Genomic DNA, 25,177 nt, shown 5'->3' on the forward strand with positions numbered 1-25,177 from the left:
TGGCGAATTGCGCAGCATCAATGCGCAGATCGAAATCCTGCTGAAAGAGGCCTTACGGCATCGCGCCGCTGCGGATACGACGAAAGAGCCAACGGGCTAAGCCCAGGGCTCCAGCGTCGGAAAACGGGAAGATCTCAGGTTTGCCAGATATTTAAGCCGCGAGCGCCTCGCGCACGCAATTGCGGCCTTCGGTCTTTGCCCGGTAGAGCGCACGATCCGCCATTTCGGCAAGCGTCAGGAAATCGCAGCTCATATCGCCGCTTGCGGCGACGCCGATGCTGATCGTCACGCCGACACGCAAACCGCCGCAATCCACCTCGGTCACCGCGATGGCACTGCGAATGCGTTCGCCGATCATGCGGGCCTTCTGAACCCCGGCGCCCGGCAGGAAGATGATGAATTCCTCGCCGCCGTAACGCGCCAGCACATCACCGCCGCGGATGCTGCCGCCGATGCGCTTTGCCACCTCCTGCAGGACACTATCGCCGACGGCGTGGCCAAAACGGTCATTGATCGACTTGAAGTGATCGATATCCAGCAACATGGCCGCATCGGTGGGATCAGGCGTCGCCGGCATGGTCTGGAAGAAGAAGCGTCGATTCTTGACGCCCGTCAGCGGATCGGTATTTGCGAGAAGCAGCAATTTCCGTTCGGACCGCTCGGCCACCAGCACCATCACGAAGAGGGCAATGGCGAAATTCAGCATGATGATGAAGAAAAATGCATTGACCAGATTGATGGTGGCATAGTCGGGGAAAAGCACGCTTTTCATCACCGACAGCGAAATCAGGCCGGAGATGCCGGTAATCGCGCCCAGCGCCAGACGGGAGAGAAGTGGCTCCTTCCGCCACCCGGCAAAAAGCACGACCGCCCCGCCGAGATAGGCCAGAGTTGCACAACCATTAAAGAGCGCCGCGCGAAAGGCATTATTGTCCGCCACCTGTACCGCGACGACAACCGCCAGGGCGGCAACGAGACAGGCAAGGATTGTGGTTTTGCGGTTGACGAAGCGTCCGTCGCTCAACGCCTTCAAACCGAGCCAGATCAGCGCATAACCCGCAATACCGAACACAACGCTGCCGAGCTGCCACAGGGCCGGCGACACGATGTTCCATTCTCCGTAACCTGCAAGCGTGGAACCGATCGTCATCGACGCAAAACCCGCCGCAAGCGCAACCGGACCAGGCAAATAGCGATTACTCATCCTCAGGTAGATAAAACTCATCAACCCAACAATGTAAGAACATTTTTGCATCAGTATGACTGTCGCAAGGTCGAGTTCGCCCAGCATAATATGTCCGTTTTTTGAATAGAATTCGGTGAGAAGGATTACAATATTCCGTATAAAATTTTAATTAAAATAACAAATTAATATTCAGTAAATAAATATTATTGGGAATAAACACTAAATACACAATAAAACTCTAATATATACAACAATCTATTCGAGCATTCCATAGACAACATATCCTTTCTGGATCTTGTGATGTCCGCCACCATCCCGTCGAGATGCGTGCGAAGCATCGTGTCCTGCCGCGACGGAGAGAATGGCCAGCCTGCCTGACGTCGACATCTTCGTGACTTATGTTTACCCTATGTTCCATTGACAATCGTCAGAAAATAAGACCACGACATTGAATATAAAGAGAAATATCAGCGCCTCAAATTTACTGGCATTTCGCTGTCGTCTTCTGATATAGTCGGCTCAGTTATGATTTTGGCATGGTTCCGGAGTTCCCCTCCGGAACCTGTTTCTTTTTGTGTCTGCAAGTAAAGCGACCGGAATGCGAAGGATAAAAAAATGGTAGAAAAAGTACCGATGACTCAGGGTGGATTCGTCAAGCTTCAGGAGGAGCTGCGCTGGCGCCAGCAGGAGGAACGCCCCCGTATCATCGAGGCGATTGCGGAAGCACGCGCCCATGGCGACCTTTCGGAAAACGCCGAGTACCATGCTGCCAAGGAAGCCCAGAGCCACAATGAAGGCCGCATCACGGAACTGGAAGACCTGACCGCGCGTGCCGAAGTCATCGATCTTTCCAAGATGTCCGGTTCCAAGATCAAGTTCGGCGCCACCGTCAAGCTGGTGGATGAAGATAGCGACGAGGAAAAGACCTATCAGATCGTCGGCGACCAGGAAGCCGATGTGAAGGCCGGCCGCATTTCCATCTCCTCGCCCATTGCCCGCGCCCTGATCGGCAAGGAAGTCGGCGACAGCATCGAAGTCAACGCCCCGGGCGGTGCCAAGGGTTACGAAATTCTCGCGGTGCAGTGGGGCTGATTGCCCCGATGCGATGCGCCCCATGCGGGCGCATCGTCTTCTGACTGATCAATTCTTTAGCCGCAAAGACGGAAGCCCATCTTGTCCCACGTCAGTCTGAAAGATGTGCAGGTGCTTGCGCCGAACTTCAAGCGCAGGCTCTCCGGCGTCACCTCCACCATCGTTCAGCTCATTCCGGTGCAGAACCGGCTTGGGCAGAAGGTGGCTACCATCGGCCCCGGCCTGCCGCCGCATCTGCCGCATGTGCGTTTCCGTGATCTGTGGCGTCTCTGGCAGAACGGCCCGCTCGGCGGCCCGCGCATCTGGCATGCCCGCCGCAATCTGGAAATGCTGCCGGGCATTCTGATGCGTGACGTACTGCGCATGAAGGTGAAACTGCTCTTCACCTCGGCCGCACAGAGACGGCATTCCGGCTATACACGCTTTCTGATTTCGAAGATGGATGCGGTAGTCGCAACCAGCACCCGCTCCGGTTCGTTTCTCGAAGTACCCCATCGCGTCGTTATGCATGGCGTCGATACCGAGCTGTTCCACCCGGCGACGGGTCCCCAAGACATGATCGAGGCAACCGGCCTGCCCGGACAGTATCTGATCGGCTGTTTTGGACGGGTGCGCCACCAGAAGGGCACCGACCTCTTCGTACGCGCCATGATCGAGCTTTTGCCCCACTATCCGCAATGGACCGCCGTGGTTTCCGGCCGGGTTACGGCGGAACACAAGGCTTTTGGTGATGCGCTCAAGGCTGACGTCGTCGCGGCCGGCCTTGCCGACCGCATCGTCTTTCAGGGCGAAGTTGACGACATCAAACCGTGGTACCGGCGGCTGACGCTTTATGTCGCTCCATCCCGCAACGAAGGTTTCGGCCTGACGCCACTCGAAGCCATGGCCTCGGAAACGGCCGTCGTCGCCAGCAATGCCGGCGCCTATGAGGAAATGATCGTCAGGGGCGAGACCGGGGCCGTCGTGGATGCGGGTGACTACACATCGCTGAGAGATGCGATAGGAATCTATCTGGCCGATCCGGCTCTGGCCAAAGCCCATGCAAGTGCCGGGCTGGCGCATGTACGCAGCACTTTTCCGCTGGAAAAAGAAGCGACAAGTCTCGGTGACGTCTATGATGCGTTGCGGCGAGGGTGATACCCCCTAAACCGGCAAGACGTCCGCTGCTTAGATTTCCACCAGACCGACGCGCTTGACCTGACGGATGGTCAGCATGGTGCGCACCGTATCGACATTCTCATCCGCCGTCAGAACCTCGATGACGAAATCCTGAAACTCCGTCAGGTTCTTCGCCACACAGTGCAGCAGGAAATCGCTTTCACCCGACACCATCCAGGCCTGCCGCACCAGCGACCATCCTGCTGTTGCCGCCGCAAAGGCCTTGAGATTGCTGTCCGACTGGCGCTTGAGGCCAATCATGCAGAAGGCAACGAGGTCGAAACCGAGCTTCGGCGCGTTCAACATGGCGTGATAACCCTCGATCACACCCGCCTCTTCCAGCTTGCGGACACGCCGAAGGCAGGGCGGCGCGGAAATTCCGACCCTTTCGGCCAGCTCCACATTGGTCATACGCCCGTCGCGCTGCAATTCGCGCAGGATTTTCAGATCGATGGCATCGAGTTCGACGCTGGTCACGGAGAAGTACCTCGTTAAGCTGGAGAACTTCCTTGTACTATTCGGCACGGGATTCGCAACATTATGCCACTGCCCGGTCACAAAATTGCGCGCGCATCCACAACTGCCTTGTTGGTAACGCAAGGCTGCCCTTGAATAAAGACACTAGACAACCTTAAATACCGGGCAATGAAGGGGTTGCGGCCTGTCCGCCGTCTTGCGGCTGGAGGGCCCGGGTGCCGAAAGGCACTGCGACCGAAAGACCCCGTTACTGAAAGGAATGTTTTCATGTCTGCCCGCCACACGAAGGTATTGATCATTGGCTCCGGTCCCGCCGGTTATACCGCGGCGATCTACGCGGCCCGCGCAATGCTGAAACCCGTGCTGATTGCCGGCATGGAACAGGGTGGCCAGCTGATGATCACCACCGACGTCGAGAACTATCCAGGCTTCGCCGATCCGATCCAGGGCCCCTGGCTGATGGACCAGATGCTGAAGCAGGCAACCCATGTGGGCGCGGAAATCGTCAGCGACCTCGTCACCGAAGTTGAAACCAACGTCCGGCCTTTCGTGGTCAGGACCGATTCCGGTCAGGTCTGGACTGCCGACACGCTGATCATCGCCACCGGCGCCAAGGCCAAGTGGCTCGGCATCGAGAGTGAGCAGCATTTCCAGGGCTTCGGCGTCTCCGCCTGCGCCACCTGCGATGGTTTCTTCTATCGCAACAAGGATGTGATCGTGGTCGGCGGCGGCAACTCCGCCGTGGAAGAAGCGCTGTACCTCGCCCATATCGCCAAGTCGGTCACCATCGTGCACCGCCGCGACAGCTTCCGCTCGGAGAAAATCCTGCAGGAACGGCTGTTCGCGAAGGAAAACGTCAAGATCCTCTGGAACACCGAAGTCGCCGAGATCACCGGCGCACCGGCAAAGCCGCCAATGCCGCCTTCCGTCTCCGGCGTGAAGCTGCGCGACACCAAAACGGGCGCGATCAGCGAAATGCCGATCGATGGCGTCTTTGTCGCCATCGGCCACGCCCCGGCAGTCGAACTGTTCAAGGGCAAGGTGAAGCTCAAGGATAACGGCTACATGTGGACCGCTCCCGATTCCACAGCCACCGACGTGGAAGGCATCTTCGCGGCCGGCGACGTCACCGACGATATCTATCGCCAGGCAATCACCGCCGCCGGCATGGGCTGCATGGCCGCCCTTGAAGCGGAACGTTATCTCACCGCGCATCAACCGCTTGCTGTCGCAGCGGAATAACCGAAAGGCAGGATAGGCATGGCAATGCCATTGGACTGGGATAAACTGCGCATTTTTCATGCCGCAGCCGAAGCAGGGTCTTTCACCCATGCTGCCGACAAGCTGCATTTGTCCCAGTCGGCCATCAGCCGTCAGGTCAGCGCGCTGGAGCAGGATGTCGGCGTCAAGCTGTTCCATCGCCATGCGCGCGGCCTGATTCTCACCGAACAGGGCGAGTTGCTGTATCGCACCGCCCATGACGTGCTGCTGAAGCTCGAAACGGTGAAGATGCAGCTCACCGAAACGACGGAAAAGCCGAGCGGCAAGCTGCGCGTGACGACGACCGTCGGTCTCGGCCAGGGCTGGCTGACGGACAAGGTGCAGGAATTCCTGCAGCTCTATCCGGAAATGTCGATCCAGCTCATCCTCGACAATGAGGAGCTGGACGTGAACATGCGCCATGCCGATTGCGCCATCCGCTTGCGCCAGCCGCAACAGTCGGACCTTATCCAGCGCAAGCTGTTCACGGTGCACATGCACGTCTATGCCGCGCCGTCCTACATCAATCGCCATGGTGAGCCGCAGTCTGTCGAGGATCTCGACAATCACCGCATCATCTCCTTCGGTGAGCCGGCACCCAACTACCTCTTGGACGTCAACTGGCTGGAAAATGCCGGGCGTTCCTCAGACAATACGCGCACGCCGCATCTGCAGATCAACAGCCAGACCTCGATCAAGCGCGCCTGCCTGCTGGGGATAGGCATTGCCTGCTTGCCGGATTATATCGTCGGCCGCGATCCGGGCCTTATCCAGCTATCGCTCGCCGCAGACATTCCGTCCTTCGATACCTATTTCTGCTATCCGGACGAGATGAAAAACGCTGCAAAGCTGAAAGCCTTCCGCGACTTCATCGTTGCAAAAGCGCGGAACTGGAACTTCTGACGTTAAAATAATCGACGTTGAAAGATAATCTTTTAAATTCAAAGCCTTGCAAAGGCAGAAGCGAGAGGGGCGCGCAGGCGCCCTTCTCCAGCTTTGCACATAAAATATACCGGAAATATCGAGGGCTGCGCGGCACGCATGCCTGACCTGCACAAAAAAGAGTTGTTTCGTGCACAAAAAAGCACCATATCGCTCTCAGCTGATGCACACGGTGGCTTTTCCTCCCAGTTCCACCGCATCAGCTGTTCCCCTCTGGAGGTTTTTGACCTTCACACTTAAAGGGCCCTGGATCCTTCCGGCGGCCCTCTTTTTTTACCCGCAAGAATTTTCTCCGAATTGGCGAAATATCGCATGATGCAACCTTGTTTTGCATTATTGCCGCTCCCATATTTTAGTCAGCTGTCACGTTCGCCCAAGGCCCGCGGCAGCTGTTCCCCTCTGGAGGTTTTGACCTTCAAACTTATCAGGCCGCGGAAATATCCAGCGGCCTTCTTTTTTGGAGCTGCCTGCCCGCTCCCCGCGATCCTCACAGAGACGTGACTTGTATATCGAGAATGACCGATATAAATATCGGACATGTCAGATATTGAAGAAACATCGATGAACCCGGAGGAAATCCTCAAGGCCCTTTCGCATCCCGCAAGGCTGAAATTTCTTGAATGGCTGAAGTGCCCGGAGAAACACTTCTGCCAGGAGCATCCGCTCAGCATGGGCGTATGCGCCAACCAGTTTCAGATCAGCGGCCTGTCGCAATCCACCGTCTCGTCACATCTGGCGGTGTTGCAGGCAGCCGGCCTCATCAGGTCGAAAAAGGTCGGGCAATGGGTGTTTTTCGAACGCGACGAAGAAACCATCGACGCCTTCCGCAATTATCTGCAAGCCAATCTCTGAGCCTCCCAAGCTTTGAGCCCCGGGGTGCCGGATTGGAAACCGCAACGCGGTTTCACTCCGGCACCCGAACAAGGACAGCGCGCCTGCCGCGCAACTCTGCCAACCGACCAGAAAGTGAAGTCGCATGACCAGTCTTTTCGAACCGGCACAGGCCGGCGATATCGCACTCGCCAACCGTATCGTCATGGCTCCCCTCACCCGCAACCGCTCGCCGGGGGCAATTCCCAACAATCTCAACGCCACCTATTACGAGCAACGCGCCACGGCCGGGCTGATCGTCACCGAGGGCACGCCGATCTCCCAGCAGGGTCAGGGTTACGCTGACGTTCCGGGCCTCTACAAGCGGGAAGCGATCGCGGGCTGGAAACAAGTGACCGACGGCGTACATTCGGCCGGCGGCAAGATCGTTGCGCAGATCTGGCATGTGGGCCGCATTTCCCACACCTCGCTGCAGCCGCATGGCGGCCAGCCGGTCGCTCCTTCCGCCATTCCGGCCAAGTCGAAGACCTATATCATCAATGATGACGGCACTGGCGCCTTTGCCGAGACCTCCGAGCCGCGCGCGCTCACCATCGACGATATCGGCCTCATCCTTGAAGATTACCGCAGCGGTGCCCGCGCAGCGCTGGAAGCCGGTTTTGACGGCGTCGAAATCCATGCCGCCAATGGTTACCTGATCGAGCAGTTCCTGAAATCCAGCACCAACCAGCGTACGGACGAATATGGCGGCTCGATCGAAAACCGCGTCCGCTTCCTGCTGGAAGTTGTCGATGCGGTTGCGGAAGAGATCGGCGCCGGCCGCACCGGCATCCGCCTCTCCCCCGTCACTCCGGCCAACGATATTTTCGAGGCCGATCCGCAGCCGCTTTACAATTACGTGGTGGAAGAACTCGGCAAGCGCAATCTCGCCTTCATCCACGTCGTTGAGGGTGCCACGGGTGGCCCGCGTGATTTCAAGCAGGGCGACAAGCCGTTCGATTACGCAGCCTTCAAGGCCGCCTATCGCAATGCCGGTGGCAAGGGCCTGTGGATCGCCAATAATGGTTACGACCGTGAGAGCGCCATCGAAGCCGTGGAAAGCGGCAAGGTCGATGCCGTCGCCTTCGGCAAGGCCTTCATCGCCAATCCGGATCTGGTGCGCCGCTTCAAGGACAACGCGCCCTTGAACGAGCCGAACCAGCCGACCTTCTATGGCGGCGGAGCCGAAGGTTACACCGACTATCCGGCGCTCGCCTGACAAACCGAAACGCCGCATTGCTCCATGGCAATGCGGCGTTTTCTTTCAGCGCAGGCTTCGTGCCTGCCGCGCGGCAAAATCTGAAAATGCGCCCATGATGAAGGCATTGGGCACATGCAGCGCCTGCAGCAAGCCATTGCCCGTTTCCCGGCCGATACTTATCAGTGCCACCTGCAGACAGTAGAGGGCGAGCAGCACCAGCGAACGGCCAAGGTTCGGCCGTAGATCGTCATAACGCAGCGCAAGGACCACCAGCGACAGGATGGGAAGGGCGATGAAGATGCCAAGCCCCTTGTGCACCGAAAGCAGCGACCCGTCATAATAGATCGACAGCCCGGCCAGCAGCACCTGCGCGAAAATCAGCACCGGCACCACGGCCGACACCACGGCGAAGATGCGGCGTTGGCGAGATAGTTCACTCGTTGCCGTGGCCATCACACCCTCCCCCCGGCATCGGCCGGATGGTGAAGGCTGGCCGGTTCCCGCACCTGTTCGATACAGCCGAGGTTCGCCAATGTCGCCGATACCGCAACATCGATCGGTGTCCTCGGTTCCACACCGAGGAAATCCGTAAGCTTGGCGTTGCTCATGCGGATCGGCATCTGCCAGAGATATTGCATTTCCAGCACTTCGCGGAACAGGGGAACGAAGGGGGCGGCGAGCCTTATCGCCAGCCAGGACAGTCGTCGCATCTTGACCGGCTGGCCTACAGCACGCTCGATTGCCGCGACCAGTTGCAGCCCGTCGAAATCCCAGAAACCCTCCATGTGATAGACGGCAAAAGCAGGAAGTTCGCCCGAACGATCCAGCAACCGTCCGATCGTCTCCGCCACGTCAGGCAGATAGGCCCATTGATGCCCGGCATGGGGTGCGGCGGGGTTCTGGACGCTGCGCACCGGTTTGCCCGGCCGCACCAGCATTTGCGAAAACCAGTTATTTTTCGCATCCGGCCCGAAAAAATCCCCGGCACGGACAATCAGCACCGGCACACCGCGCATCGACGCCATTTTCAGCCGCCGCTCCATCTCCACGCGCAGCGCGCCCTTGCGGGTGAAGGGTTTCTGCGGACTGTCCTCTGTCAGCAGCGGAAAGGCATCCGGCCCGAAATTATAGACGCTGCCCGGAAACACGATCCTCGCCCCGCAGGCTTCGGCAGCGGCGATGGTGTTGTCGAGCATCGGCAGCACCTGCCTCTCCCAATCGCGATATCCGGGAGGATTGACCGCATGGACGACGAGCGTGGCGCCCCTGGCGGCCTCCACCACATCCTGCCGGTTCATCGCATCGCCCGTCACGCGCTCCACGCCGTCCGACGCGCCTGTCGATACGGGTTGGCGCGTCAGTGCCCTCACCCGCCAGCCGCGTTGCAGCAGCATCTTCGAGACGTGGCTGCCGACACCGCCATTCGCGCCAATGATCAGGGCCAGCGGCCGGTTATTCTCTGCTGTATTTGCATGGTTTTCATATATCATGGCCGTCGCTCCTTTTTGTGAGCTGGAGTATCGGCGCAATGCGCGATATACGAAATTGTCGAAATAGGTGTAGCGGCCATACAAAATTTTATGATCAAAAGCCGGAATGTCAGCTGGGATTTTTACCGTACCTTCCTCAGCGTGCTGCGTGATGGCTCGCTTTCCGCCGCCGCGCGCGAACTTGGCATCACCCAGCCGACGGCGGGGCGCCATATCGGCGCGCTGGAGGAGGCCATCGGCTTTCCGCTGTTCATCCGCTCACCGCACGGGCTGATGCCGACGGAGGCCGCGCTTGCGCTCAAGCCCTATGCGGAAAATCTGTCGGCGACGGCCGCGGCCCTCATGCGGGCGGCCTCCGGCGAGGTTGGCAAGATCGAAGGCACCGTGCGCATCAGCGCGTCGGATATTATCGGGGTGGAGATGCTGCCGCCGATCATCACCGCCATGCAGGAGGTTCACCCCCGGCTGGAAATCGAGCTTTCGCTGTCCGATACGCTGGAAGACCTGCTGCGGCGTGAGGCCGACATCGCCATCCGCATGACCGAGCCGCAGCAGGATGCGATCGTCATGCGCTATATTGGCAATTTCCGTCTGGGATTTCATGCGACACGCGACTATCTGGCAAAAGCCGGCATCCCGGAGAGCATGGATGAACTGGACAACCACCGCATGGTCGGTTTCGACCGCAAGACGCCATTCATCCGGGCGGCCATCCAGCGGATGCGTTCGCTCGATCCGGAAATACCCGATATTGAAGACATTTCCTTTGAAATCCGCGCCGACAGCAACCTTGCCCAGCTTGCCATGATCCGCGCCAGCGCGGGAATCGGCGTCTGCCAGATCGGCCTGGCGCGCAAGGACCCCCGGCTTGTCCATGTGCTTCCGAAAATCGACATTCCGCTGCACACCTGGGTCGCGATGCACGAGAACCTCAAGACCTCGCCGCGATGTCGGGCCGTGTTCAGCGCCCTGGTCGAAGGCCTGAAAGCCCATCTCAAGGAGACCGATCCGAACGCCCCGCCGCAACGGCGCTAGGGCTGCTCAAGCATCGGCGCCCGGCCGCACACGCGATTGCGCGGAACAGGCCGGCGAAAATGGGAGGGCAATGCCGGTTTCACCTGACATTCCGACCCCGCTCATCAAAAGGGTCTGGCCTGCTGCGTCGTCTTGTCCACCACCTCGGCTTCCGGCCGGTCGCCACCCTGGCTATATTCCTCATGCCACTGGCCGCGCTCGTCCTGATAGCTGATTTCCTCGTCATCGCCTCCAATCTGCTGTTCGGCGGCAACGATGCGCGCAGCCTCGACGGCATCGGCATAGGTAGGAAATGTTTCGGAATAGGCGCCGTTCATGCGGTAGGCGAAACCTCCGTCATGTTCGACAATTTCATATACCACTTTGGTCATGCATGGTCCTCCGTCTCGGTAGGCGACATGGCAACCACAACCGCGTTTCAAGCATTGCACCCGATGGGACACCGCGGCATGAGCAGCATGTCCTGCGACACCACTATCCTACCAAAAGCACTCAAGCGCAAATCCTGCTTGATCTGAGGGACGATACGTCACAGCCTAGGCCTGTCACGGGGAAGGGAAATCGATGGCGGCTACCATTCTGAAGCAGGAGCGCATGTTGCTTCTGGCGATACCGGCGGCAATTGCCGCCTATATGGCGGAACATGCGATATTCGAAGCCGGAAAGACGGCGGCGCTGATTGCCGCGATCATGCTCATCGGGCTTATCGTTCTCGTCTCGATGCGGGTTGCCCATCACGCCGAAATCCTCGCCACCAAGGTCGGCGATCCCTATGGCACGATGATCCTGACGCTCTCGGCGGTCGCGGTCGAAGTGCTGATCCTTGCCATCATCATGAGCGAATCCAGTTCTCCCACGCTGGTGCGCGATACGATCTATTCCGCCGTGATGATCGACATCAACGGCATTCTGGGCCTCGCCGCCCTGCTCGGCGGTCTGCGCCACGGTGAGCAGCCTTATAATGACGATTCCGGCAAGACCTACGGCGTGATGATCCTCACCGCCATGGGCATTTCGATGATCGTGCCGGAATTCATTCCGCAACAGAGCTGGCATGTCTATTCCGCCTTCACCATTGTCGCGATGATCGCGCTCTATGCGCTTTTCCTCAAGATGCAGGTCGGGCCGCACAGCTATTTCTTCAGCTACACCTATCCCCGCAAACCGCATCCGGCCGGTCAGCCATCGGATGGCCATGCGGAGGAGGAAGACGAAGGCAGCGTACCACTCTCCATCGGCCTCATCATTGCCGGCGTGGTGATGATCGGCGTGCTGGCGGAATTCATGTCGGCCTTCCTTGGCGAAAGCCTCGAGGGCACGAGCGCACCGCCGGCACTGATGGCGGTGGTGGTGGCGACCATCTCGGCTTCGCCGGAAATCCTTACCGCGCTCCGATCCGCCCTACGCAACCGCATGCAGGCCGTGGTCAATATCGCCATGGGCGCATCACTGTCGACGGTGATCCTGACCGTGCCGGTGATGGAGGGCATCGCGCTTTATACCGGCCAGCCCTTCATCATGGCCATGACCCCGGTGCAGACCGTCATGGTCTTCATCACCCTCATCGCCGCCGCCATCAATCTCAACGACGGCGAGACCAATGCGATCGAGGGAATGACGCATTTCATCCTCTTCGCCACCTTCATCATGCTGCTGTTTCTGGGGCTTTAGCGACCGATCTTCGGTCTATACTCTCTCATATCCTGCGACAAACAGGACTGTCATGCCTGCGAAGATGGGTGTTCGCTTATCTTGCGGCGAAGACTGGCGCATTGAAATACGGATAGTCCTCATTGCTCCCCAAAATGACAGCCATTGGCCGCGGCAGTACATCGCGAGACGCAGAGTCCCGCAATGCCAAGTATATCAAAACGACGATATAGCACGCCCCCAACACTCTTGCGGTTTGTAATCCCGGTTCGGTGATCCCCTTCAATAAATAAACGGCGCCATAGAGGTCGGAAATGCCGTTGATCTGGACTGTGCCGTCGATCCCCTCAAATCCCCCTTGCCAAGCGCATGAGTATTGATCGTATCCTGAAAGGAGACCGGCGCGATCTGAAGTAGAGAAAGGCCACATGTCGTCCGTATAGAAGTTCGTCTCGACGACGGGATCAAGCAATCCGTCATCGTTTGGCTCCCGCCCTATATGCCCTGGCCAGCTTAGATCGATTCCGATCGCACTAATCTTGCTGTCACCAAGATCGTAGTTCGTAACGCTTGCTGGCAAATTTAACCACCCAATCAACTCGATGCTTTTTGGGTCGACGGTTAGAAAGCGTGACGGAAGCGGACGATCTGGGCCGCACACTGCGCCAAGCAGTGACTTCAGGCGATCGGCAGCCGCATCAGCCTCGTCTCTTCTAAGTAAATCCTCAATTTCTTTACAAAAATCTCTATCCGACAGTCCGTCTATAATTAATTCATCAATCATCCGATGAAACTCCTTTTGGCTTACGCCACACCCAAAGACTATATTATTTCCACTTAAACAAAAACCTAAATAACTCATCATAGACAGGAATGAATTGCCGTAATTTTCCAAAAATACTTTATTATTATTTACATTCCGATTGAACGCGCGATGCTCTAGTTGAAACAAAAAAGCCCGGCATCGCTGCCGGGCTTTTTCTTTTAAGATCGCAAACCGATCAGCGGCAAGCGGCGCAGAAGCGCTGGATGCGCTTGCAGGCCTCTTCCAGAAGCGCTTCCGACGTGGCGTAGGAAATGCGGAAGTTCGGGCCGAGGCCGAAAGCCGATCCCTGCACGACGGCAACGCCTTCGGCTTCCAGAAGTTCGGAGACGAAATCCGCATCCGTCTCCATGACCTTGCCCGAAGGCGCGGTCTTACCGATCAGGCCGGCGCAGGACGGATAAACGTAGAACGCGCCTTCCGGCGACGGGCAGCTGATGCCCTTGGCCTGGTTGAGCATGGAAACGACGAGATCGCGGCGGCCTTCGAAGATCTTCTTGTTGGCCGGAATGAAATCCTGCGTGCCGTTCAGAGCTTCGACAGCTGCCCACTGTGCAATCGAGCTTGCGCCCGAGGTCTGCTGGCCCTGGATCATGTCCATGGCCTTGATCAGCGGCAGCGGGCCGGCGGCATAGCCAATACGCCAGCCGGTCATGGCATAGGCCTTGGAGACGCCGTTCATCGTCAGCGTGCGGTCGTAGAGCGAAGGCTCGACCTCAACCGGGGTGACGAATTTGAAATCGCCATAGGTCAGGTGCTCATACATGTCGTCCGTCAGCACCCAGACATGCGGGTGCTTGACCAGCACATCCGTCAGCGCCTTCAGCTCGTCATGCGAATAGGCCGCACCCGAGGGGTTGGAAGGCGAGTTGAAGACGAACCACTTGGTCTTCGGCGTGATCGCCTTTTCCAGCGCTTCCGGCGTCAGCTTGAAATTGTCTTCGAGCGTGGCGTTAACGAAAACCGGCGTGCCGCCGCAGATCGCCACCATTTCCGGATAGCTGACCCAGTAAGGCGCGGGAATGACGACCTCATCACCCGGGTTCAGCGTCGCCATGAAGGCGTTGAAGAGGATCTGCTTGCCGCCGGTGCCGACGATCGTCTGTTCCGGCTTGTAGTCGAGGCCGTTTTCACGCTTGAACTTGTCGGCAACCGCCTTGCGCAGTTCCGGAATGCCGGAAATGGGCGTGTATTTGGTCTCGCCGCGTTTGATCGCGTCAATGGCCGCTTCCTTGATATTTTCGGGCGTATCGAAATCCGGCTCGCCGGCGCCAAGGCTAATCACATCGCGGCCCTGCGCTTTCAGCTCGCGGGCTTTCTGGGTAACGGCGATGGTGGCGGATGGCTTTACGCGGGAGAGAATGTCGGCAAGGAAGGCCATTTTTAATCGGTCCTATTGGGGTTGACATCAGCAGAGGCTGGAAAACTTGCCTGCTGCGGCACTTTCTATGTCGAAAGACCGGCATAGTTTCAAGGTCAAAAGCCGGCTTATCTGCCGCAATGGAGAATTTAAACCTTCCTTAACCCGGAAGTAACGCTTGATACGCTACATTTGCGAGCCTAGGGGTCGTGTCTCTAAAGCTGGTTGAAAAATGGCGCCCAGAAGCATCTTTTCCAGTCTTGTCCGCGAGGTCGATGGCACATGGTCCACGGCCTATCAAACCTTCAATCTGAAATCGGCCCTGCAGCCCATTTTCCGCCGAACGACGAGCGGCATGCTCGACATCGATTCCTTCGAAGGTCTGGTGCGGCCGCATCGCAATGGCGAGCCGGTGACGCCGGGCGAGTTTTTCTCGCTGGTCGCGGCTGAAGACATCGAGAATATCGACAGCATCCTGCGCACGATCCACATTCTCAACACCGGCAGGCTCAACCGTTCCCGCGCCCGCATCTTCGTCAACTTCCATCCCGGCCTGTTCCAGACGCCGGCCAAGATGCGGCAGGAGGTGGAGCGCATGCGGCTTGCCGCCCACGAGGCCGGCATGACGGCGGACCGCATCGTCTGCGAAATCTCGGAGAAAAAAGCCTCCGACACCCAGATGGTCGCCGACTTCGCTTACCATATGCACGATATCGGTTTTCGCGTGGCGCTGGACGACTATGGCGCCGGCGATTCCGCCATCGACCGGGTCAAGCTCATCAAGCCCGACTATGTGAAATTCGAAGCGGGCTGGGTGCGCGATTTCATGCAGAATTCGGCGGGCGCCGCGCTTCTGCGCGTCATCGTCAGCCAGTTTCGCGAAGAAGGAATAGAGCCGGTCTTCGAAGGGCTGGAAACCGGCTGGCAGGTGGATCAGTGCGAGGAACTCGGTGTCTTTCTGATGCAGGGCTATGTTCTGGCAAAACCCGAACTTGCGCCGACCAGTTTCGACACACGCTTTCCCGAACTCGGCAACGCCTATTTCTCCCCTTCCGCAAGGCCTGAAAAAAGCGCTGCACCGGCATTTCCCCGCGAGGAACGGCCCGCCGACACACATCCTCTGCGCCAGACCCGGACCTTCGGAAAACGTGGCCTCTGACGCCGCTTGCGATGAAACCGGCCCTATAATCGCCCTTGCCACAATATTGCCGCAATAAATACCGCGGAACGCCAGAATTCGGTCTCCAAGCCGTCCATTTCGAAGCCTCTTTTATCCTTTAAGAACAGGGACAAGAGGCGACAGCCATGTTTACCAACGACCGGACTTCCGTTGAAAGGTTAAGGGCGCAGAGAACGCTGTTTTCCCTCTGGATGGCCATTGCGGCTTTTCTTGTCATCGTCACCATGGCAGCCGGCATCGCAACGTCGGCCAATGCCGCCACTCAGGCGGTCGATACCCTGCATACATCCGCCATTCCGCAGGTGGCGGCAACGACGGAGGCGGGTCCTCACATCCTGCTCATCGTCCTGTCGGCAGCAGCCTTCATCGGCCTCGGCATAGGCGGCCTGACGCTGACCCGGCGCAGCCTGAAGGACGAGGCTCGCCGCTACAAATAAGCCGCAGCGATAAAGACGCCCTCGGCACCACCAGCGCCAGCCCCTACCCTGACTTGCGACATCGGCAGGTTGCTGCTAAAGCACCCCGGGAAACCGTCAGACCGACATTTCAAAAAATCCCCGAATTACCATGGCCGCGACTGAATGAATTTCCGGCCCCTGTTGTGCTGGTGCCAATCATGACGCGTGTTCAGGCCAATATGCTGCTTCTGCTTGCCGCAGCAATCTGGGGAGGCGGCTTCGTCGCGCAATCCTCCGCCATGGCTTCGATCGGCCCCTTCTGGTTCGTCGGACTACGTTTCGCCATTGCCGCAATCGCCGTGCTGCCCTTCGCGCTCATGGAAACACGATCGCTGAAATCGCCGCCGCGCCGCAGTGAAATCGGCAGCTTCATCCTCGTCGGCTTGGCGCTATTCGGCGGCGCCACCACCCAGCAGGTCGGTCTCCTGACCACCACCGTCACCAATTCCAGCTTCCTGACCGGGCTTTACGTCATCTTCGTGCCCGTCATCGCCGTCGTGCTTTACCGCCGTCATCCCCATTGGGTCGTCTGGCCCTGCGCGCTGATGATGCTGGGCGGCATATTTCTCCTCTCCGGCGGCGCCTTCGAGACGCTGACGAAGGGAGATATCCTCAGCATCGTCTGCGCCTTCTTCTGGGCGATCCAGATCACCCTCGCAGGCCGCTTCGTTTCCGAAAGCGGACGGCCGCTGGCGCTTTCCTGCACCCAGTTCGCGGTTTGCTCCCTTCTTAGTTGCATGATCGGTGTCGCATTCGAACCCATCAGCATGGCTGCCATTGAAGGGTCACTGACGGAAATTCTCTATGTTGGCCTCGTCTCCTCCGGCCTTGCCTTCGTGTTGCAGGTGATTGGCCAGCGTTACACCACGGCGCCACAGGCCGCGATTTTCCTGTCCTCGGAGGCGCTTTTCGGCGCTTTGCTGGCCTCGATTTTCCTCAAGGAAACCATTTCCGGCGCGGGCTACATCGGTTGCCTGATCATCTTCGTCGCCATACTGATCGTTGAACTGGTGCCGGAATTGACGCGCAAGCGGCAAAAATCCATGGCTGAAGCGAGCTGACGCAAAAAGAACTGATTTTTCTGTTTTCGCAGGAAATTCCGGCCCTGCATTCAAATTTTTGCCGGGAAAGCCCGATAGGGCCGGTAATTATTTCATCAATAATCGCTTGTGCGGAAAAAATATGCGATTGCGGGCGGTAATTCTACCGCAGGTTTTTTATCTGACAAAAAGCCCGTAAAAACTTTTGCTTGCCAATTTTCGATAAACGCATCAATCTACTGCGGTTCGGGCAATTTGCGAGCATGGGAAGGCCTATAATTTTGCGCACTGGGGACGCTATAAACCTCGGGCGGTGGGACGAAAAACGTTGGATGAGAACGCCATTACTTCCCGCTGCGAAGGTCCATTTTCTCAATAGTCAAAAACTGCCTGCCAACGCCCACGCGGGGCAAAACTGTAATGCTGCCTGTAGCTGAACGCGGGCAGAGCGAAAAGGACCTGATGCATGGCCGAAACTGGCACCGTAAAATTCTTCAATACAGACAAAGGCTTCGGCTTCATCAAGCCAGACAATGGTGGCGCTGATATCTTTGTTCACATCTCTGCCGTACAGGCTTCTGGCCTGTCCGGACTTTCAGAAAATCAGAAAGTGAGCTTCGACACGGAACCGGATCGTCGCGGCAAGGGGCCGAAGGCAGTCAATCTGCAGATTGCTGGCTGACCCTATAACGGCTTTCTTTTCTAGTTGAAGCCCGGCAGGAATGCCGGGTTTTTTTGTGCCTCCCGCAGGCCTCAAAGGCCCGGCACTCAGAGCCCCTTGAGATAGGGGTTGGTGAGCCGTTCCTCACCCAGCCGCCCACCGGGGCCATGGCCGCAGATGAAACCGACATCATCGCCGAGCGGTAGCAGCTTGTCGCGAATGGAGGCCATCAGTTGCTCATGGTTTCCGCCCGGCAGATCCGTGCGCCCCACCGAGCCTGAAAACAGCACGTCGCCGACATGGGCGAAGTTCTGGTCGCGGTTGTAATAGATGACATGGCCGGGCGCGTGGCCGGGGCAATGATAGACCTCGAAGACGTGATCCCCGAAGGAGACTTTGTCGCCATCCTTCAGCCATTTGTCCGGCACGACGTTCTTCAAGCCGCTGATACCGTATTTCTCCGCCTGCACCTCGATCCGCTCCAGCAGGGGCCGGTCATCCTCATGCGGCCCGATCACCTGCAGGGAAAGCTTTTCGCGCAATTCGTCAGCGCCGCCGGCATGGTCGAGATGCCCGTGCGTCAGCCAGATTTCCTTCAGCGTGATGCCGTTTTCAGCGACGACCTGGAGAATGACGTCCACATCCCCGCCGGGATCGACGACGACTCCCTCCTTGGTGTCCTGATCGAACAGGATGGTGCAATTCTGCTCGAATGGCGTGACCGGAATAATACCCGCCTGCAACTTTCCCATATCCCGTATCTCCTGTCTGAAAGGTTCCGCCTCCTATAGCCCGCGACCGGTGGCGGCACAATGGCGGCGGAAAAGGTCCCGCTTTCCGCCGCCCGAGAGCGTTGAAAATCTCAATGAAAAACAAGGACGTAACAAAGCGCCGCTGCTCTGTAGCGGCAATTTCCGGCGAAAAATGTGGAACGCCCGGGTGGCTGCGACGTTGTAGCTCCAGTCTTGAAAGGAGTGAGACACATGGACAAGACGCTTAAAATGCTGATCGCCGGCGGCGCCTTCGCCTTGATGGCCGGTTACGCGAACGCCGCCATGGTCGCCACCACCGCATCGGATGTTTCCGTTCGCTCGGGCCCCGGTGAAGACTATCCCGAACTGGGATTGGCCACCCGCGGCAGCAGCGCGGTTCTGGATGGCTGCATGGAAGGCAGCAGCTGGTGCCGTATCGAAGTCAACGGCATGCGTGGCTGGGCACGGGCGGACTATCTGAATGTCATGTATGAAGGGTCTCCGGTCGTTCTCGAACAGCGCCGCTCGGACATGAGCGTGCCGGTCGTGACCTATGAAAAGACCTCAAGCGTGCGGGCAGAGCCCAATCCTGGCGATCCGAACCTCGGCAAGGTCGGCGAGGTGAACCCGCCGCAATCGGTGATAACCTATATTGACGAGCATCCCGCAGACACCGTCACCTATGATGGCGACGTCGTCATCGGCAGCGTATTGCCGGCGGATACACGTCTCGTCGAAATCCCGGACTATCAATATCGTTATGTTCGGATCAACGACGTGCCGGTTCTTGTCGAGCCTTCGACACGACGGATCGTCTATGTCTATCAGTAGGCACTTCAGGCAGTTCGCCCATTGATCGGGGTGGCCTGAAACGAATGAAGGGCGCGGGTTTTCCGCGCCCTTTCTGTTTCCGGTAAAGACCGCTCAGGATTCCAGTTGCACCCGCACCCGCAGCATATTATCCACCGCAACAGAAAATGATCGGCGGCATCCTCCCGAGCGGACGCATTTTCGGCTATGTTTACAGAATATTGGCGCATCGACGCATGTCAGCCGCAGGATATGAAGGAACCGCAGTGCCACCGCAATCGCTCAAAACCGCCGCCGCCAGGCAGACACCGGCACTCCCGAAGGTTGACGACGGCAAGATCGACTTCGACACGATCGAGGCGCTGTTTTTCGCCTATCGCGACTTCGTCTCCGATCCCGACGTCATCCTGTCGAAGCTGGACTACGGGCGGGCGCACCACCGGGTGGTCTATTTCGTCAGCCGGCAGCCCGGCATGACGGTGGCGGATCTGCTCGACACCCTGCAGATCACCAAACAGAGCCTTGCCCGCGTGTTGAAGCAATTGATCGACGACGGCTACATCCGCCAGATGGCCGGTCCCGAAGACCGCCGCCAGCGCCGGCTCTATCCGACGCTGACGGGTCGCGAACTGGCGCTGGCGCTAAGCGAACCGCAATCGCGCCGCATCGACCGCGCGCTGGAAGGGCTTGGGCCGGATGCACGCGCCTGCGTGCGCAAGTTCCTGGCGCAGATGCGCAGCCCGACGACCGTGGAGGGCGAATAACGATGTCAACAGCTCCGACAAAACGCCCGCCGGCGGATGACGATGCGGCCCATCTCCTGATCGTCGACGACGACGCCCGCATTCGCAACCTTCTGCAGCGCTTCCTTGGGGACAAGGGCTACCGCATCTCCGTCGCCGCCGATGCGGCCGAAGCCCGGCGCAAAATGGTGGGCATCCGTTTTGATCTGCTTATCCTCGACGTAATGATGCCGGGCGAAAACGGGCTTTCGCTGACCCGCTCGCTGAACGAGAACAAATCCGTGCCGGTCATCCTCCTGACCGCCCGGTCGGAAGCGGACTCACGTATTGCGGGGCTGGAAGCCGGCGCTGACGACTATCTCGCCAAGCCCTTCGATCCACGCGAACTTGTCCTGCGCATCAACAACATCCTGCGGCGCAACACCTCGCCCGATACACCCAAGATCGAGCAGATCATGTTCGGCCCCTACAGCTTCTCCATTCCGAAAAAGGAATTGCGGCGCGGTCCAGAAACAATCCGGCTGACGGATCGTGAGCAGGAAATCATGCTGCTTTTCGCACTTCGCGCCGGCGACACCATTCCCCGCCACGAGCTGGTGGAGGCTGAATCGGAAGTGGGTGAAAGAACCATCGACGTGCAGATCAACCGTCTTCGCCGCAAAATCGAGGACGATCCTGCCAATCCTGTCTATCTGCAAACGGTGCGCGGCATCGGCTACCGCCTGAGCGTGGACTGACGAACACCAAGGAAGGGCAACGCACGGCCATGGCGAGCCTCGATTTTCTCAGCACGGTCAAAAAAAGCAGTGTGGCCAAGGTCTGGCGCATGTCCGGCAGGTGGCTACGCCACTGGCTGCCAACCGGGCTTTACACCCGTTCGCTGCTCATCATCATCCTGCCGATGATTTTGCTTCAGGCCGTGGTTGCGGCTGTCTTCATGGAGCGCCACTGGCAATTGGTGACGGATCGCCTTTCCGCCGCCGTCACGCGCGATATCGCCGCGATCATCGAGCTTCTGCAGACGGATCCGGAAGAAGACGATTATCAGCGCGTCATCCGCATCGCCCGCGACAAGCTCGATCTCAGCATCTATATCGAACCGAAGACGAACCTGCCCGCCCCCAAACCGGAACCACTATTTTCAATCCTCGACAGGATTCTAGCCGATCAGTTGACACAGCAGATCGGCAGGCCGTTCTGGATCGATACCTATGGCAACGGCTCGCTGTTGGAAGTCCGCATCCAGCTGGAAGACAAGACGCTGCGGGTCTTCACCCGCCGCAGTTCGGCCTATGCTTCCAATACTCATATTTTCCTCGTCTGGATGGTCGGCGCGTCGCTGGTGCTGATCGCCATTTCCATCCTGTTCCTGCGCGGGCAGATCAAACCCATCGAAGCGCTTGCCAAGGCGGCGGAAAATTTCGGCAAGGGCCAGAAGATCAGCGGTTATTCCCCGCGCGGTGCGGATGAGGTGCGGCGTGCCGGTCTCGCCTTCATCCTGATGCGCGAGCGTATCGAGAGGCAGATGGAGCAGCGCACCGCCATGCTGAATGGCGTCAGCCATGATCTGCGCACCATTCTCACCCGCTTCAAGCTGCAACTGGCGCTCGCCGGTGACAATCCCGACCTCGAAGGGCTCGATAAGGACGTCGAGGACATGCAATCGATGCTGGAGGCCTATCTGACCTTTGCCCGCACCGATGTCGAGGAGGATGTCGGCACGCTGGAACTTCCGGCACTTCTCGAAAAGATCGGCCATGATTTCGAGCTGCACGGCAAGAAATTCAGTTACGAGCTTTATAATATCGAGAGAATCATCGCGCGGCCGAATGCGCTTTCCCGGCTCGTCGCCAACCTTGCCGAGAATGCGCGGCGCTACGCCAGCAATCTCCATGTCGATATCCGCAAGGCGCCGCGCTCCATCATCATGACCTTCGACGATGACGGCCCGGGCATTCCGGAAATCTCACGCGAGGATGTGTTCAAGCCCTTCTTCCGGCTGGACGAGGCGCGTAACCTCAATGCGTCTGGCACGGGCCTTGGCCTCTCCATCGTCCGCGACATCGCCCGCAGCCATGGCGGTGACGTATCGCTGGATGAAAGCCCGATGGGTGGATTGCGGGTAATCGTCAAAATTCCGGCTTAGAACAGCGGAGCGAAAAGTGTGACGCGGACTTGCCGTTTCCGCCATTCTGGCCCTGAGCCGGAATCCAGCCGACGCGCGTCCGCGAGACGACAGGACTCTTTTCAACCCAAGGACTTGGGGCTGGCTGGATGCCGGCTCAAGGCCGGTATGACGGAAGAAAAATGTCCGTCTGCGTTAGTCTTTATGCTGCGTGCTGTCGTACTCTATCAGCACATTTTCTCGCCGTTCGGCACCGGCCGCTCAACCGCGGCAAGCACGATATCGCCATTGGCATCGGCAAAACCGAGCGTCAGCACCTCGGAACGGAAAGGGCCGATCTGCCGCGGCGGAAAATTCACCACGCCCAGAACCTGCCGGCCGACAAGGTTTTCCAGCGTATAATGCACCGTGATCTGCGCCGACGACTTCTTGACGCCGATCTCGGGTCCGAAATCGATCTTCACCTTGAAGGCCGGCTTGCGCGCTTCGGGAAAGGGCTCGACCTCAATGATGGTGCCGACGCGGATATCGACCTTTTCGAAATCGGCATAGGAAATTTCACCGCTCATGGCTTCAGCCCGCCAGCTCTTCGGCGCGTGTTTTCGCGGCGGCAACCGCCCTGTCGAACAGGGGCTGCATGCCGTCTTCGGCCATCAGCACGGACAGCGCCGCAGCCGTGGTACCACCCGGCGAAGTCACATTCTGGCGCAGGCGTGCCGCCTCGTCGGAGGACTGGTGCAGCAATTCGCCGGCGCCGGCCACGGTTTCACGCGCCAGACGCATGGCGACATCGGCCGGCAGACCGGCCTTGCGGCCGGCTTCGGCCATGCATTCCACCAGATAGAAGACATAGGCCGGGCCGCTTCCCGAAACCGCGGTCACGGCGTCGATATCGCCTTCGGATTCCACCCATTCCACCGGTCCGCTGACCTTCAGCAACCCGTCCACGATAGCTTTCAGCTCCGGCGTCACCAGATCGTTGGCATAGGCGCCCGTCACGCCCCGCCCGACCATCGCCGGTGTATTGGGCATGGCACGGACAGCAGCAACCGCACCGAAATGCGAAACGAAGGTGGCAATGGTGGTGCCTGCCGCAATGGAAACGACGACCGTTTCCGGGCCCAGCAGCGGTTTCAGCGACGGCAGCACGGCATCCATCATCTGCGGCTTCACCGCGACAAAAAGAATGCCGGCCTTGATGCCAGCCGGCACGCTTTCGCTATGGGTAGCGCCGGCTTCCGCAATCGTCGTGCGCATGGCATCGGAAGGACGTGGATCGAGGACGATGACCTGCGATCCGGCAACGCCCTTTTTCAGCCAGCCCGAAAGCAGGGCGCCGCCCATATTGCCGGCCCCCACGAGGACGAGCGGACCCGAAGCCTTGTACACCATGTTACGCTTCCCCGACGGTCTCGAACATGACCGCTTCGATTGCACTTTTCGCATCCAGCCCCGACCAGACGACGAACTGGAATGCCTGATAATATTGTTCGCAGGCCTCCAGCGCACTGGAAAGCAGCACTTCCACCTGCTGGTTGTTCGGCTCTGCACCGCCCGCCAGAAGCAGGGACTGGCGGAAGATCACGACATCTTCCTGCCGCCACAGATCGAAATGACCCATCAGCACCTGACCGTTGACCTGCGACAGCAGACGAATGACTTCATTGACGCGCTGATCCGGCACCTTGATATCGAAAGCGCAGGCCAGATGCAGCGCCTCGAATTCCTCCATCCAGGAAAAGGAGACGTGATAGTCGGCCCAGTGACCAGCCACCGTCATGGCAATCTCGTCTTCGCCCGAACGCTCGAAGGACCAATCGTTGGAGGCGGCGACAATCTCGATCATGTCCACGGGATTGGACTGACGCTCAATTTCAAATTCTATCAGACTCATGCGGCACCTTCTCAGCCGGTAGGGATGTCCTGTTTTGAACGCCGGGCACAAAACGCACATACAAACCGGGATAAACATTTGAGACGATTGCCCGACACCACCAGAATTACGCATTCACCCTGTCTGGAGCTTACCAGGTCTTTTCGAATCATCATTTAAAATCAGTGTATAATGGCCGAGTCCTGCTGCCACCCCTCGCCCGCCATTTTTGCTTTTTGAGCAGTGGATATCTTCTCCCCCATCACCTCAGGCGAGATACATAAGCGACTCTGCCGATTGCGTTTTTTGGAAGTGTCCACAGGCCCGAAAAATTCGTGCCGAAGGCCCGTTTTTCACAACCGGGAGTGATTTCGGGCAGAACGCGCCGAAAACAAAAGGTCCCGGAATCGCAAGCGATCCGGGACCTCTCAGAAAAAGAGCTAAAAAATCAGTCCTTGGCGGCGGAGAGCTTCGCTTCCAGAGCCTCGATGCGGGCGCGCAGCGCGTCGTTTTCATCCCGCGCCTGAATGGCCATTTCGCGCACGGCGTCGAATTCCTCGCGCCGGACGACATCCAGACTGTTCAGCCAGCGATCCGCCTGCGCATGAAAAGCAGCCTCGGCCTCCTTGCGCACGCCCTGCGCCGCGCCGGCCGCATCGGTCATCAGCTTGGCGAATTCATCCAGAAAACGATTGGTGCCTGTCGTGCTCATGGCGCTCATCCTTCGTCGGTTCAGGGGCATCGTCTGGCCCGCTGTTGCTAGCCTTCAGGTAGGCACTCCACTGCCGCCTTGCAAGCGAAATCGAAAAATCGCAACAGCTTGGCAGGCCTTCGGTATCTAAAGTCGCAGCTTGAAGAATCACCTTGACCGCCGCCATCGCAATCGCCATTTTCCTTGGCGTCAGGAGGCCGGTGAGCATCATCGCCCGGCCCCCTTCAGGCAATGGATGCTTCCGTTGTCCGCCCAGCAACGATGACGGAATATACGGAT

Annotated in this window: 29 protein-coding genes; 16 read left to right on the forward strand and 13 right to left on the reverse strand. The window is 58.5% G+C overall.

Going from position 1 to position 25,177, the window contains the following annotated elements:
* Positions 1-151: 151 nt before the first annotated feature.
* Positions 152-1,291, reverse strand: a complete 1,140-nt coding sequence (locus tag QD336_RS08320; RefSeq protein WP_499170193.1) for a GGDEF domain-containing protein — start codon at positions 1,289-1,291, stop codon at positions 152-154.
* 510 nt (positions 1,292-1,801) lie between these two features.
* Here QD336_RS08320 and greA point away from each other — a divergent pair.
* Positions 1,802-2,278 (forward strand): transcription elongation factor GreA, encoded by a 477-nt coding sequence (gene greA / locus QD336_RS08325; RefSeq protein WP_003522847.1) that lies wholly within the window; start codon positions 1,802-1,804, stop codon positions 2,276-2,278.
* Positions 2,279-2,359: 81 nt separating this feature from the next.
* Entirely contained in the window at positions 2,360-3,415 is a 1,056-nt protein-coding gene (locus tag QD336_RS08330) for a glycosyltransferase family 4 protein (protein WP_499170194.1), read from the forward strand.
* A 30-nt stretch (positions 3,416-3,445) separates the two neighbouring features.
* Here QD336_RS08330 and QD336_RS08335 read toward each other — a convergent pair whose 3' ends face one another.
* Complete coding sequence (locus QD336_RS08335; protein WP_004430414.1) at positions 3,446-3,913, reverse strand: Lrp/AsnC family transcriptional regulator; 468 nt, start codon at positions 3,911-3,913, stop codon at positions 3,446-3,448.
* Between the two features lie 267 nt (positions 3,914-4,180).
* Between QD336_RS08335 and trxB the strand changes: the two genes are divergently transcribed.
* The 4 genes from trxB (at position 4,181) to QD336_RS08355 (ending at position 8,204) form a co-directional block, all read left to right on the forward strand.
* Positions 4,181-5,155 (forward strand): thioredoxin-disulfide reductase, encoded by a 975-nt coding sequence (trxB, locus tag QD336_RS08340; RefSeq protein WP_499170196.1) that lies wholly within the window; start codon positions 4,181-4,183, stop codon positions 5,153-5,155.
* 24 nt (positions 5,156-5,179) lie between these two features.
* Entirely contained in the window at positions 5,180-6,076 is an 897-nt protein-coding gene (locus tag QD336_RS08345; protein WP_034498849.1) for a LysR family transcriptional regulator VtlR, read from the forward strand.
* Positions 6,077-6,676: 600 nt separating this feature from the next.
* The gene (locus tag QD336_RS08350; protein WP_269341382.1) at positions 6,677-6,967 is read left to right on the forward strand and encodes an ArsR/SmtB family transcription factor; all 291 of its coding nucleotides are present in this window, start codon (positions 6,677-6,679) and stop codon (positions 6,965-6,967) included.
* Positions 6,968-7,091: 124 nt separating this feature from the next.
* Positions 7,092-8,204 (forward strand): alkene reductase, encoded by a 1,113-nt coding sequence (locus QD336_RS08355; RefSeq protein ID WP_499170198.1) that lies wholly within the window; start codon positions 7,092-7,094, stop codon positions 8,202-8,204.
* 45 nt (positions 8,205-8,249) lie between these two features.
* Here QD336_RS08355 and QD336_RS08360 read toward each other — a convergent pair whose 3' ends face one another.
* Positions 8,250-8,639 (reverse strand): DUF6220 domain-containing protein, encoded by a 390-nt coding sequence (locus QD336_RS08360; RefSeq protein ID WP_499170200.1) that lies wholly within the window; start codon positions 8,637-8,639, stop codon positions 8,250-8,252.
* A complete protein-coding gene (locus tag QD336_RS08365) occupies positions 8,639-9,676 on the reverse strand; it encodes an NAD-dependent epimerase/dehydratase family protein (protein WP_499170202.1) in 1,038 nt (345 codons plus the stop codon). Before QD336_RS08365 ends, QD336_RS08360 begins: the two co-directional genes overlap by 1 nt.
* Positions 9,677-9,766: 90 nt before the next feature.
* On the opposite strand from QD336_RS08365, the gene QD336_RS08370 reads away from it, so the two are divergent.
* Positions 9,767-10,711, forward strand: a complete 945-nt coding sequence (locus QD336_RS08370; protein WP_269340562.1) for a LysR family transcriptional regulator — start codon at positions 9,767-9,769, stop codon at positions 10,709-10,711.
* A gap of 104 nt (positions 10,712-10,815) precedes the next feature.
* Here the strand turns inward: QD336_RS08370 and QD336_RS08375 are convergent, their stop codons facing one another.
* The gene (locus QD336_RS08375) at positions 10,816-11,082 is read right to left on the reverse strand and encodes a DUF2188 domain-containing protein (protein ID WP_269340561.1); all 267 of its coding nucleotides are present in this window, start codon (positions 11,080-11,082) and stop codon (positions 10,816-10,818) included.
* A 193-nt stretch (positions 11,083-11,275) separates the two neighbouring features.
* On the opposite strand from QD336_RS08375, the gene QD336_RS08380 reads away from it, so the two are divergent.
* Entirely contained in the window at positions 11,276-12,382 is a 1,107-nt protein-coding gene (locus QD336_RS08380) for a calcium:cation antiporter (RefSeq protein WP_499170203.1), read from the forward strand.
* A 76-nt stretch (positions 12,383-12,458) separates the two neighbouring features.
* On the opposite strand, the gene QD336_RS08385 is transcribed toward QD336_RS08380, so the two are convergent.
* Both QD336_RS08385 and QD336_RS08390 read right to left on the reverse strand, forming a co-directional pair.
* Positions 12,459-13,145, reverse strand: coding sequence for a hypothetical protein (locus QD336_RS08385; RefSeq protein ID WP_499170204.1), 687 nt, complete (start codon positions 13,143-13,145; stop codon positions 12,459-12,461).
* Between the two features lie 217 nt (positions 13,146-13,362).
* A complete protein-coding gene (locus tag QD336_RS08390) occupies positions 13,363-14,565 on the reverse strand; it encodes a pyridoxal phosphate-dependent aminotransferase (protein ID WP_499170205.1) in 1,203 nt (400 codons plus the stop codon).
* Between the two features lie 211 nt (positions 14,566-14,776).
* Between QD336_RS08390 and QD336_RS08395 the strand changes: the two genes are divergently transcribed.
* The 4 genes from QD336_RS08395 to QD336_RS08410 all read left to right on the forward strand — a co-directional run bounded on the left by QD336_RS08395 (position 14,777) and on the right by QD336_RS08410 (position 17,904).
* The gene (locus tag QD336_RS08395; RefSeq protein ID WP_269340555.1) at positions 14,777-15,703 is read left to right on the forward strand and encodes an EAL domain-containing protein; all 927 of its coding nucleotides are present in this window, start codon (positions 14,777-14,779) and stop codon (positions 15,701-15,703) included.
* Positions 15,704-15,849: 146 nt separating this feature from the next.
* The gene (locus QD336_RS08400; RefSeq protein WP_269340554.1) at positions 15,850-16,161 is read left to right on the forward strand and encodes a hypothetical protein; all 312 of its coding nucleotides are present in this window, start codon (positions 15,850-15,852) and stop codon (positions 16,159-16,161) included.
* Positions 16,162-16,340: 179 nt separating this feature from the next.
* Positions 16,341-17,243 carry a DMT family transporter gene (locus QD336_RS08405; protein WP_499170207.1) on the forward strand — a complete coding sequence of 301 codons (903 nt, stop codon included), beginning with the start codon at positions 16,341-16,343 and terminating at the stop codon, positions 17,241-17,243.
* Between the two features lie 445 nt (positions 17,244-17,688).
* Positions 17,689-17,904, forward strand: coding sequence for a cold-shock protein (locus QD336_RS08410; protein WP_003494703.1), 216 nt, complete (start codon positions 17,689-17,691; stop codon positions 17,902-17,904).
* A gap of 86 nt (positions 17,905-17,990) precedes the next feature.
* Here the strand turns inward: QD336_RS08410 and QD336_RS08415 are convergent, their stop codons facing one another.
* Positions 17,991-18,635: an MBL fold metallo-hydrolase gene (locus tag QD336_RS08415; protein WP_499170208.1), complete on the reverse strand. Its 645-nt coding sequence runs from the start codon at positions 18,633-18,635 to the stop codon at positions 17,991-17,993.
* Positions 18,636-18,866: 231 nt separating this feature from the next.
* Between QD336_RS08415 and QD336_RS08420 the strand changes: the two genes are divergently transcribed.
* The 4 genes from QD336_RS08420 (at position 18,867) to QD336_RS08435 (ending at position 22,334) form a co-directional block, all read left to right on the forward strand.
* Positions 18,867-19,466: a DUF1236 domain-containing protein gene (locus QD336_RS08420; protein ID WP_499170210.1), complete on the forward strand. Its 600-nt coding sequence runs from the start codon at positions 18,867-18,869 to the stop codon at positions 19,464-19,466.
* Positions 19,467-19,681: 215 nt separating this feature from the next.
* Positions 19,682-20,209: a MarR family winged helix-turn-helix transcriptional regulator gene (locus tag QD336_RS08425; protein ID WP_269340548.1), complete on the forward strand. Its 528-nt coding sequence runs from the start codon at positions 19,682-19,684 to the stop codon at positions 20,207-20,209.
* A gap of 2 nt (positions 20,210-20,211) precedes the next feature.
* A complete protein-coding gene (locus QD336_RS08430; RefSeq protein WP_269340546.1) occupies positions 20,212-20,925 on the forward strand; it encodes a response regulator in 714 nt (237 codons plus the stop codon).
* A 29-nt stretch (positions 20,926-20,954) separates the two neighbouring features.
* Entirely contained in the window at positions 20,955-22,334 is a 1,380-nt protein-coding gene (locus QD336_RS08435; RefSeq protein ID WP_269340544.1) for an ATP-binding protein, read from the forward strand.
* A gap of 206 nt (positions 22,335-22,540) precedes the next feature.
* On the opposite strand, the gene QD336_RS08440 is transcribed toward QD336_RS08435, so the two are convergent.
* The 5 genes from QD336_RS08440 to QD336_RS08460 form a co-directional block, all read right to left on the reverse strand.
* Complete coding sequence (locus QD336_RS08440) at positions 22,541-22,882, reverse strand: tRNA-binding protein (RefSeq protein ID WP_499170212.1); 342 nt, start codon at positions 22,880-22,882, stop codon at positions 22,541-22,543.
* A gap of 4 nt (positions 22,883-22,886) precedes the next feature.
* Positions 22,887-23,705: a pyrroline-5-carboxylate reductase gene (proC, locus tag QD336_RS08445; RefSeq protein WP_499170214.1), complete on the reverse strand. Its 819-nt coding sequence runs from the start codon at positions 23,703-23,705 to the stop codon at positions 22,887-22,889.
* Position 23,706: 1 nt separating this feature from the next.
* A complete protein-coding gene (locus QD336_RS08450; RefSeq protein ID WP_003522870.1) occupies positions 23,707-24,207 on the reverse strand; it encodes a type III secretion system chaperone family protein in 501 nt (166 codons plus the stop codon).
* 427 nt (positions 24,208-24,634) lie between these two features.
* A complete protein-coding gene (locus QD336_RS08455) occupies positions 24,635-24,898 on the reverse strand; it encodes an accessory factor UbiK family protein (RefSeq protein WP_003522871.1) in 264 nt (87 codons plus the stop codon).
* Positions 24,864-25,109: a hypothetical protein gene (locus QD336_RS08460; RefSeq protein WP_269340541.1), complete on the reverse strand. Its 246-nt coding sequence runs from the start codon at positions 25,107-25,109 to the stop codon at positions 24,864-24,866. The genes QD336_RS08455 and QD336_RS08460 overlap by 35 nt, the downstream gene beginning before the upstream one ends.
* Between the last annotated feature and the right edge of the window lie 68 nt (positions 25,110-25,177).

Source organism: Rhizobium sp. BR 250, from assembly GCF_047445855.1.
In the GTDB taxonomy this organism is placed as follows: Bacteria; Pseudomonadota; Alphaproteobacteria; order Rhizobiales; family Rhizobiaceae; genus Agrobacterium; species Agrobacterium tumefaciens_I.

What these genes read in the sequence shown, in the direction of transcription:
- QD336_RS08390 (WP_499170205.1), bottom strand. Translation starts at nt 14,565, where the DNA reads ATGGCCTTCCTTGCCGACATTCTCTCCCGCGTAAAGCCATCCGCCACC.
- QD336_RS08320 (WP_499170193.1), bottom strand. Translation starts at nt 1,291, where the DNA reads ATGCTGGGCGAACTCGACCTTGCGACAGTCATACTGATGCAAAAATGT.
- QD336_RS08380 (WP_499170203.1), top strand. Translation starts at nt 11,276, where the DNA reads ATGGCGGCTACCATTCTGAAGCAGGAGCGCATGTTGCTTCTGGCGATA.
- QD336_RS08365 (WP_499170202.1), bottom strand. Translation starts at nt 9,676, where the DNA reads ATGATATATGAAAACCATGCAAATACAGCAGAGAATAACCGGCCGCTG.
- QD336_RS08405 (WP_499170207.1), top strand. Translation starts at nt 16,341, where the DNA reads ATGACGCGTGTTCAGGCCAATATGCTGCTTCTGCTTGCCGCAGCAATC.
- QD336_RS08400 (WP_269340554.1), top strand. Translation starts at nt 15,850, where the DNA reads ATGTTTACCAACGACCGGACTTCCGTTGAAAGGTTAAGGGCGCAGAGA.
- QD336_RS08355 (WP_499170198.1), top strand. Translation starts at nt 7,092, where the DNA reads ATGACCAGTCTTTTCGAACCGGCACAGGCCGGCGATATCGCACTCGCC.
- QD336_RS08395 (WP_269340555.1), top strand. Translation starts at nt 14,777, where the DNA reads ATGGCGCCCAGAAGCATCTTTTCCAGTCTTGTCCGCGAGGTCGATGGC.
- QD336_RS08415 (WP_499170208.1), bottom strand. Translation starts at nt 18,635, where the DNA reads ATGGGAAAGTTGCAGGCGGGTATTATTCCGGTCACGCCATTCGAGCAG.
- QD336_RS08370 (WP_269340562.1), top strand. Translation starts at nt 9,767, where the DNA reads ATGATCAAAAGCCGGAATGTCAGCTGGGATTTTTACCGTACCTTCCTC.
- QD336_RS08375 (WP_269340561.1), bottom strand. Translation starts at nt 11,082, where the DNA reads ATGACCAAAGTGGTATATGAAATTGTCGAACATGACGGAGGTTTCGCC.
- QD336_RS08345 (WP_034498849.1), top strand. Translation starts at nt 5,180, where the DNA reads ATGCCATTGGACTGGGATAAACTGCGCATTTTTCATGCCGCAGCCGAA.
- QD336_RS08420 (WP_499170210.1), top strand. Translation starts at nt 18,867, where the DNA reads ATGGACAAGACGCTTAAAATGCTGATCGCCGGCGGCGCCTTCGCCTTG.
- QD336_RS08435 (WP_269340544.1), top strand. Translation starts at nt 20,955, where the DNA reads ATGGCGAGCCTCGATTTTCTCAGCACGGTCAAAAAAAGCAGTGTGGCC.
- QD336_RS08440 (WP_499170212.1), bottom strand. Translation starts at nt 22,882, where the DNA reads ATGAGCGGTGAAATTTCCTATGCCGATTTCGAAAAGGTCGATATCCGC.
- QD336_RS08450 (WP_003522870.1), bottom strand. Translation starts at nt 24,207, where the DNA reads ATGAGTCTGATAGAATTTGAAATTGAGCGTCAGTCCAATCCCGTGGAC.
- QD336_RS08460 (WP_269340541.1), bottom strand. Translation starts at nt 25,109, where the DNA reads ATGATGCTCACCGGCCTCCTGACGCCAAGGAAAATGGCGATTGCGATG.
- trxB (WP_499170196.1), top strand. Translation starts at nt 4,181, where the DNA reads ATGTCTGCCCGCCACACGAAGGTATTGATCATTGGCTCCGGTCCCGCC.
- QD336_RS08410 (WP_003494703.1), top strand. Translation starts at nt 17,689, where the DNA reads ATGGCCGAAACTGGCACCGTAAAATTCTTCAATACAGACAAAGGCTTC.
- QD336_RS08430 (WP_269340546.1), top strand. Translation starts at nt 20,212, where the DNA reads ATGTCAACAGCTCCGACAAAACGCCCGCCGGCGGATGACGATGCGGCC.
- QD336_RS08425 (WP_269340548.1), top strand. Translation starts at nt 19,682, where the DNA reads ATGTCAGCCGCAGGATATGAAGGAACCGCAGTGCCACCGCAATCGCTC.
- proC (WP_499170214.1), bottom strand. Translation starts at nt 23,705, where the DNA reads ATGGTGTACAAGGCTTCGGGTCCGCTCGTCCTCGTGGGGGCCGGCAAT.
- greA (WP_003522847.1), top strand. Translation starts at nt 1,802, where the DNA reads ATGGTAGAAAAAGTACCGATGACTCAGGGTGGATTCGTCAAGCTTCAG.
- QD336_RS08385 (WP_499170204.1), bottom strand. Translation starts at nt 13,145, where the DNA reads ATGATTGATGAATTAATTATAGACGGACTGTCGGATAGAGATTTTTGT.
- QD336_RS08455 (WP_003522871.1), bottom strand. Translation starts at nt 24,898, where the DNA reads ATGAGCACGACAGGCACCAATCGTTTTCTGGATGAATTCGCCAAGCTG.
- QD336_RS08360 (WP_499170200.1), bottom strand. Translation starts at nt 8,639, where the DNA reads ATGGCCACGGCAACGAGTGAACTATCTCGCCAACGCCGCATCTTCGCC.
- QD336_RS08350 (WP_269341382.1), top strand. Translation starts at nt 6,677, where the DNA reads ATGAACCCGGAGGAAATCCTCAAGGCCCTTTCGCATCCCGCAAGGCTG.